This is a genomic window from Frankia sp. CeTa3Moorea (assembly GCF_978021225.1).
The window spans coordinates 1-7,685 of sequence record NZ_CDXDOR010000190.1 but is presented as its reverse complement, the minus strand read 5'-3'; the positions used below and the strand labels follow the sequence as shown (position 1 = coordinate 7,685).

The following is a 7,685-nucleotide window of genomic DNA, read 5'->3' as shown; positions in this document are numbered from 1 at the left end:
ACTAGCCTGGGAAGAGCCGTGATCAACATAACTCTACGCATTAATCATCAGTAGCGACGCGTGCCTTGCCAGTAAATCGTTGGTAACTAGTCAGCTATCTGATGATCGGTAGTGGCTGGTGGTTACGCGGCTGGGGTGAGGGCCGGGGTTTCGGTGGGCAGCCAGGGGCGGCCCTCGGCGAGGCGGCGGAGGGCGTCGAGCATCCCGATCCCGTGTTTACGGGTCGTGGAGAGGTAGCTGCGTAGGGCGGCGAACTGTCGGGCGCCGGTCAGGGAACGCAGGCAGCCGGAGATCTTCTGCCGGACCTTGACCATCCTGATGTCGCGTTCGCTGCCGTTGTTATCCGGTGGCACCGTCAGATCAGACAGGAAACGCAGGTAGTCGGCCTCACGGTCGGCGAGGCGGCGGGCCAGGTTGTTCTCGGTCCGCATCTGGCTGGTCGTGCGGGGCGTGGTCTGGCTGATCCCGACCTGGACGGCGTGACGCAGCCGGCGCAGCACGGCGGCCGCGGTGTCGGGGTCGACCACGGCGGCGCCGGCGGCACGCGCCTCGGCGGCCAGACGCTGCAGGTCGACGAGGGCGTCGCGGGCCTGGCCGGCCCAGGACCAGGCCGCGGGGGTGGCCTTCTCCGCGATGGCGAGCAGTTCCCGCACGACATGAGCGCAGCAGAGCTGGTGGCCGGCGTCGACGAAGGCATCGTAGGGCGCCCAGCAGTCATGCACCACCACGCCGGTGAACCCGGGCAGCACCCCGAGGAAATCGATACCGTCCTTCCCGCGGCGGGGATGGACCACGACCAGGGTGAACCTGTCGGTGCGGGCGCAGTGCACCCAGTGCAGCTTCCCGGCGACCCGTAGGCCGGTCTCGTCGGCCCCGACCACGTCCGCGGCGGCGAGGGCGTCGCGGACCTGGGGAAGGAACTCCTTCTCCAGACGGCCGGCGGCCCGGGTGAGCATCGCGGCCACCGTGCCGGGCGAGAGCCGGATCCCGAACAGCTCGGCCATCGCGACCGCGGCCCGGTCCCGCGCGAGGAACTGGCCGCCATAGAGGTAGAGGACCAGCGCCTCGACTCCCGGGCCGTACCGGACCGGGGCGTCCACCCCGCCGGGGGCCCGCGCCCGGGTCCGGGCACCGCAGCAGGCGCACTCCCGCTCGACGAGCCGATGCTCGACCACCACGGGCCGTACCGGGGGCAGGTCCACGACCTGCCGGCGCTCCACCCCGGTGACCGGCGCGAGTACCAGCCCGTCCCCGCAGCACCGGCACACCGCCGGTTCGTGGACGACCGTGCGGTCCGGGTCGTCGACCAGTGCCAGCGTCGTGCCCTCATGCCCGGCCTGCCCACCGGGCCTGCGCCCGGACTTCTTGCGCAGCGACTTCGGTTCGGGCTTGGCCAGACCGTCCGAGCTCGGTGGCTTCGAGGAGTTCCGCGAGTTCTTCGCGAGCCAGGCCTTCAGTTCCGCGATCTCCGCGTTCGCCTTCTCCAACGCGGCCCGTAACTCGGCGATCTGCGCCGCCTGCGCCGCGACCAGCACCACGAGCTCGTCATACGACAGCGCGAGCGGATCCACAGGCAACACACCAGCAGCCTACGGACCGGTCACCCACCGCGAACACCCCACACCCACAGCGGGAGTCACCCAACAACCCGACCTGCAACAACAGAAATCGATCAAGACTGCTGACTAGTTACCAGAAGGCCAACACGGCACTGGCCGACCTGACGTCGACGAAACTCAATGCGCTCGTCCCCGGAGAGGCCTACGTATGGTCGAGCCGCGCCACCGACCGCGCGTTCACCAACGGCGCGGTCAAGGCCACCCTGCGGCCCCGGCTGACCCGTCACGGCGGGGCGACCAAGACGGCGCTGTCGGAGCATTGAGACACTCTCCAAGGATCCATGCGCTCAGCTTCGCATAAGCCACCTAAGGCCCGTCTTCCCGTCTTCCCACACTCGCTTGCTCGCGTCCGGTGCAATATCCCGCCGACCGTCTTCTCCCGGGTCTTCAAGGGCCGGTGGCTTCCGGTTCCCTGCCCGAGAATCGCGGTCTCCTGTCCTTCCGGTCTACGCACTGGGGGCAGGTTCCGGCGTCGATGGTGGTCGCAGCCCGGATCAGCGTCCAGGCGAGGGCCTGCGCTTCCTGCGCGGTGAGGTACTCGAAGCCGCCGCGGGTAGGGGCACGGTCACCGAAGTCGGCGCTGATGATCGCCGGGTGGACGGTGGACGCCGTCACGTACTGTTCGACCCGCACGCGCAGGGGGCCGGCCACCGCGGACCGCAGCCCAGGTATCTCCGGGATGTCGATCTACGCGATCTCCGCGATGTGGTGGTCGCCGGGGCCCGCGGGTTCGGGACGGAGATGGCCGGCGCGCAGCTGGCACCACGCAGCGCAGGAGTCGTTGGCGGTCATCGGATGACCCGCCGACGCTTCAGGAGGTCGCGGCCACTGGCGGAGGACGTCGTCGGGGTGGGAGGGCTGTGCCAGACGAGGCGGAGGTTCCGCCCGGCAACGGCGAAGATCGTCACGGCGTCGTCCGCGTGGGAGCAGACCGTGGAGAACGTCCCGCCGCGCGCGACGACGACGGCGTGGTCGCTGAACTGGAGGCCCCAGCCGAACACGTTGTCTTCCAACATGCCGACGTCCTGTTCGACGAGCGCGAACACGCGAGGCGCGTGTCCGGCGACGAACGTCTCCAGCACGCCGGGGGTGTCCTGGATGGCGCCCAGCCAGGCCAGATCAGCCAGGAGTCGATCGTCGGGCTGGGTGCGGGGCTCAACGGTCATGTGGCCCGTTTCCTTTCCGGATAACGCTGGGAAGGCGGCGCGCTCGCGCGACCGCATCACCCTTTGACAATGATCTCCACGCGAGCCAAAACCGGGACCAGCCAGGGGTCCGCCGGGCCCGCGGGAGAGCAGCGGAACACCGGCACGGCAGGGGCGCGGTCGGGAGCTGCGGGCATCGGCGGTCCTTCCTGCCGGGAGAGGTGGAACCGTCACACCATCGCCTGGACGGAGGCCGGGTGTCATTCCCTCGCCGACGAACAATCTGTTCGGGGCGCGCTGCCCTTCTGACCTGCGGGGATGTGCGGGCGGCGGGCCCTCGCTTCGGCAGTGACTGTCCATTCCCGGGGCGACGTTGCGCCTGTCGCCCCTGATCGTCACCGTCGTCGGCCAGCTCGTCGGCGGCGGCGAACACCGTCAGTCATCGGCGTGTCACAACGGCCTGCGGGAGGTCGATCCTGCCGATTGATCCAGCGAGGTCCGCCACGTTCTCGGCGGCTCCTGGCACGAGTGGCTGCCGCATCCGACAGGCCCTATGCCGAACAAACCAGGACGGCGCCAACGGTCTCCGCAGGTCACAGCAGTCGCAGCGGGGTGAACGAATCATTCCCGCTTGCGGGAATGACGGCCCGATCGACGATGGTGATGATCACTGTGCACGCTGCCCGCCGTCACCCGAGTGGGCAGCACCACCGACCAGAAGAGTGATTCGTGACGTCCCAGCATCCGACCAAGGCCGCACGCGCCGGCCGGCCCCAGAGCCGGTCCGGCCGCTCCGCCGGCGAACCCACCGATTCCGATCTGCTGACCGTGCACCGCGCCGACCGGCGCGATCCCCGTCATCGACCGTCCGCGTTGGCGGCTGCCGTGCTGGACGGTGCCGCCGCACGTCCCGGGCAGGACCTGCTGGATCTGAGCCTGGGCGCGAGACTGATGTCCGCGGCGCTCGCGGCCGTCGTGCCGGGCGGCAGCGTCACGACCCTGGCCCCGAGCCGGGCGGCACTGAGCAGAATCCGGCCGACCCCGGAGAACGGCCAAACGTGGGGATCGGTATGGGATCTCACGGAGCGGCCCCTGCCTCTGCCCGATGCCAGCTTCGACGCGGTCATCGGCTTCAGTGTCCTGGCACCGCTGCGTCATCCCCGCCGCATGCTGATCGACATCACGCGGGTCCTCAGACCAGGGGGCCGTCTGTCGGTCTGCGAGCTCGTGCTCGCCCGACGTCAGCCCATCGAGCTGGACGGGCTCAGTGCCCACGACGTCAGCCGTGTGGAGAAGGCGATGGCCGCCGTTCGGCCGGCCGCGTACGCGTTCACTCCGGCCCATGCGGTCGGCAACGCGCGTCTCGCGGGGCTCACCGAGGTCGAGTTCACCGAGGACACGGTCACCGCCCCGCTGGAGAACGTGATCGCCGCCGAAGCCGCGCTGCACGCCGCGGGTCCGGCTGGTGAGTCGACCTATCAGGTGATCGGCCGGACTCTGGGTGCCGCGTTCGCGCGTCGCTACTCGGAAGCGTGGCGCTCGACCGCCCGCCGACGCCCCATCCTCCTTCAGACCTCCATCACCTACATCACCGCGATCAAGCCGGACGTCTCCACCTGAAGCCCCCGGCCGCGCGGTCGCCGCCATCGCGTTCCGGGACCTCACTCCTCTCGCGCCACCGTAGTGAAACGATCACAGTCCGGGGAGTAGTGGGCGGCAACGAGCGAAGAGACGGGCGTTCCCATCGGTGTTTTCCCAGCTCAGGCGCGGTTGGGATAGGTGAACGGCTTCTTCGCGGTGAGGGGGATGACCACCCGACGCCGCCTGGACGATGGTGTAACGGTTCCGTTTTGCCTACCGTCAGTGAGGGTCGTTCCCATGATGAGGATCGTCTGGTCTACGCATCGTGACTGCACTGTCTGTACGAGACCCGGCTCGGTCGCCTGGTCGGGCCGGCTGCGTCAGCCCAGAAGCGGTGTCGTCACCGTGGAGCGCTGGTCACGGGGGCAGTCGTGAGGGGGCGGACGGCGTCGCCGCGGCGGGGGCCGAGGGGCCGAACGTCGCACGGGTCTACGACTTCTTCCTTGGTGGCGCACACAACTTCCCGGCCGACCGGGAGGCGGCGGCGCAGGTCGAGCAGACGTGGCCGCAGATCCGCGACACCGCCCGGGTCAACCGACTGTTCCTGGGTGAGGCGGTGCGGTACCTCGCCGGCGAGGTCGGTATCCGGCATTTCCTCGATATCGGGTCGGGTATGCCGACGATGGGCAACGTCCACGAGGTCGCCCAGCAGCTGGCCCCGGACGCCCAGGTCATCTACGTGGACAGCGACCCGGTCGCGGTCGCACACAGCCAGATCCTGCTCGCGCCCAACCCGCTGGCCACGGCGGTGGAGGCGGATCTGCTGCGGCCGGACGAGATCCTGGAGCATCCGGAGGTGTCCAGGCTGCTGGACCTGGGGCAGCCGGTCGCGCTGCTCCTGGTCGCGGTCCTGCATTTCTTCCCCGACGACACCGGCCCTCGGCACCTGGTTGCCCAGCTACGGGACGCCCTGCCCGCAGGCAGTCATCTGGTCGCGACCCATGCCACCGGCGACGGGCAGTCCCCGCAGGTCACGGAGGCGGCGGAGGTGTACCGGCGCACGACCGCGCCGTTCCAGCTGCGTGACCGTACCGAGGTGCTGTCGTTCTTCGACGACTGCGATCTGGTCGACCCCGGCCTGGTCCTGCTCCCGGGCTGGGAGCGCGGCCGGCGGCATGGGCGGTCGACGACCATGGAGGGTCGGCTGCCGGTCTACGCCGGTGTCGGCCGACTTTGGTGAGCCCGCCCTCGGCCTGCTCGACGTGCTGGCAAGACGGCGACGTCCGCGATCTGCTGTCCTACGCCGACGGGTGGATCACCGCCGCGACCGCCGAGCTGTGGCCCCACAGCGAGGTGATGTTCGGGGCGATGACCACGGCGGGCGGGGCACTGTATCGCCACGTCCGGGCCGGCGGCGGGGTGGCGCTGTGCGCGACGGTCCGCCCGGCAGGCCGGGCGCTGTCACGCCTCATCCGTGGCGACCACGGCGATCTCGCCACCGTGCTCGCCGACGGCGACGGCATCGCGGTGACCGCGATGGCCGGCCAGGCTGAGCAGCTCACGGCACTGGCGGGTTACACCCGCCAGCGAGTGGCGGCCCCGATCGCCTGCGCGAAGGGAGCGATGTTCACCCCCTGGATCGATGGCACCACCCTGGCCACCCGGCTCCAGGCCCGGCCGATGGAGTTCACCGGGGTGATGACGGCGCTGATGGACGACCTGAGCGAACTGCACCGTGATCCACCCGCGCACCTGAACCAGACCGCGGCGCCCGCCAACGCGGTGCCTCGGGTCGTCGCTGAAGCCTTGAGCCATCCGTTGGACCACCTCCACGCCGACGACACGACGGCAGGCGAGATCGGGGAGCTTCGGGCGCTCGCGGGCAGCCTGTCGGCGCGGCTCGGCCGGTTAGCCGCCCGGCTGGACCCGATGGTGCTCAGCCACAGCGGCATCGCGTTCGGGAACCTCACCCCGCGCGGCGTGCTGTACCCCGACAGGTCGCCGCAGGCGGCGCTGGTATCACCCGCGCTCGAACCCGGCGGGGACCTCGTGGACGCCGGAACACTGCTTGGCCATCTGCACCCGCTGATCCTCGGCTGCCCACCGCCAGTCCGAGCGGAACTCGTCGAAGGTGTCGAGGCGTGGCTGTCCGGCCGGCTGTCCGCCTGCCGGGACCAGTGGCGCGGCTGGCTGCACGTCGTCCTGACCGTCTGGGCGGCCACCGTCTACGACCAGATGATCACCGAACTGACGCTGCCGGCAGCCGCCCTCCGGCTCGGCCCGGCCGTGGCCGACTTGCCTGCCCGTCGGCTGTCGGCGCTGTCCGTCCTCGACGCACTTACCCGAGAACTACGCCGCCGCGGCGCTGGCGCGGCGCTGAACGCCACCCTCGGTGCGCTCGCCGACAGCCCGGCCAGCCAGCCAGCACAGCAGCTCGACCCCGCCGATCACTGATCTTTCACCGTTCACAGACCGAAGGTCCACGTCCATGGCTATCAGCCTGAGCCGGCCACCGGGCGGCCGATCACACCCCGCCCATCCTGCGCCGCCTGCCTCCGCCTCTCCGCCCGGTCAGGTCGTCGCTGTGCGCGGCCGATCCACCGACCCGCTGATTGCTGTCGGCCGGAAGACGACCGCCCACCCGCCCGAGCGTGCGTTCGAGCTGCTGCGTGGCAGCGCGGTGCGCCTCCTTGACCGGCATGTCCAACGCAACGGTGTGTGCGAGGAGTGTGGATGCACGTGGCCGTGCCGCGTGGTGGTGCTCGCCGAGAACAACCTCACGCTCGTCCACGACACCGCCCCCGCCCCGCCCGGCGCGGACTGCCCAGATCTCCGCCGTCGGGAGAGCCACATGACCACCGCCGTGGCCACCACCGCCAGCGCACCCGAACCGGCCATTCACGCGCTCCCGCACCGCGTCTGGAGCTACCAGACCAGACCCCAGTCCGCCAGCGTCGCCCGCCGTGACGTCACCGGGCAACTCCACCAGTGGAACCTCGACCATGTGATCGACACGATCACCCTGCTGACCTCCGAACTGATCACCAACGCGCTCGCCTCCAGCCTGCACGGCGACGACGACCTGACGTCCCAGATCGCGATGCGCCTGACCTACAGCGACCACCATGTGATCGTCGAGGTCTGGGACGGAGGACCAGGTCACCCAACCCGCAGGGCCACCAGCCCCGACGCCGAGGACGGCCGCGGCCTGCACCTGATCACCGCCCTGACCCCACGCACCGGCTACTACCAGGCTCGGGTCCACACCCCCGACGGCAGCCACCAGGAGCGAGGCAAGGTCGTCTGGGCCGCCCTGCCCCACCACAGCCCCCTCCCGCGG

The 7,685-nt window shown here is 70.2% G+C and carries 7 protein-coding genes; 4 read left to right on the top strand and 3 right to left on the bottom strand.

Features of this window, described 5'->3' with window-relative positions:
• Nucleotides 1-122 precede the first annotated feature (122 nt).
• The 3 genes from tnpC to AC08OV_RS21925 form a co-directional block, all read right to left on the bottom strand.
• Complete coding sequence (gene tnpC, locus AC08OV_RS21935; RefSeq protein ID WP_476615765.1) at nucleotides 123-1,580, bottom strand: IS66 family transposase; 1,458 nt, start codon at nucleotides 1,578-1,580, stop codon at nucleotides 123-125.
• Nucleotides 1,581-2,006: 426 nt separating this feature from the next.
• Nucleotides 2,007-2,270: a hypothetical protein gene (locus tag AC08OV_RS21930; RefSeq protein ID WP_476615764.1), complete on the bottom strand. Its 264-nt coding sequence runs from the start codon at nucleotides 2,268-2,270 to the stop codon at nucleotides 2,007-2,009.
• A gap of 137 nt (nucleotides 2,271-2,407) precedes the next feature.
• Nucleotides 2,408-2,785, bottom strand: a complete 378-nt coding sequence (locus AC08OV_RS21925) for a hypothetical protein (RefSeq protein WP_476615763.1) — start codon at nucleotides 2,783-2,785, stop codon at nucleotides 2,408-2,410.
• Between the two features lie 708 nt (nucleotides 2,786-3,493).
• On the opposite strand from AC08OV_RS21925, the gene AC08OV_RS21920 reads away from it, so the two are divergent.
• The 4 genes from AC08OV_RS21920 to AC08OV_RS21905 all read left to right on the top strand — a co-directional run.
• Nucleotides 3,494-4,384 (top strand): class I SAM-dependent methyltransferase, encoded by an 891-nt coding sequence (locus tag AC08OV_RS21920; protein WP_476615762.1) that lies wholly within the window; start codon nucleotides 3,494-3,496, stop codon nucleotides 4,382-4,384.
• A gap of 355 nt (nucleotides 4,385-4,739) precedes the next feature.
• On the top strand, nucleotides 4,740-5,585 hold the full coding sequence (locus tag AC08OV_RS21915; protein ID WP_476620247.1) for an SAM-dependent methyltransferase: 846 nt from the start codon (nucleotides 4,740-4,742) through the stop codon (nucleotides 5,583-5,585).
• Nucleotides 5,582-6,799, top strand: a complete 1,218-nt coding sequence (locus tag AC08OV_RS21910; RefSeq protein ID WP_476616189.1) for a hypothetical protein — start codon at nucleotides 5,582-5,584, stop codon at nucleotides 6,797-6,799. The genes AC08OV_RS21915 and AC08OV_RS21910 overlap by 4 nt, the downstream gene beginning before the upstream one ends.
• A gap of 130 nt (nucleotides 6,800-6,929) precedes the next feature.
• Nucleotides 6,930-7,685, top strand: a 756-nt coding sequence (locus AC08OV_RS21905; RefSeq protein WP_476620246.1) for an ATP-binding protein, incomplete at its 3' end; no start/stop codon positions are given.

Excerpts from the sequence above, each read along its gene's own strand:
- AC08OV_RS21925 (WP_476615763.1), bottom strand. The coding sequence starts at position 2,785 with ATGACCGTTGAGCCCCGCACCCAGCCCGACGATCGACTCCTGGCTGAT.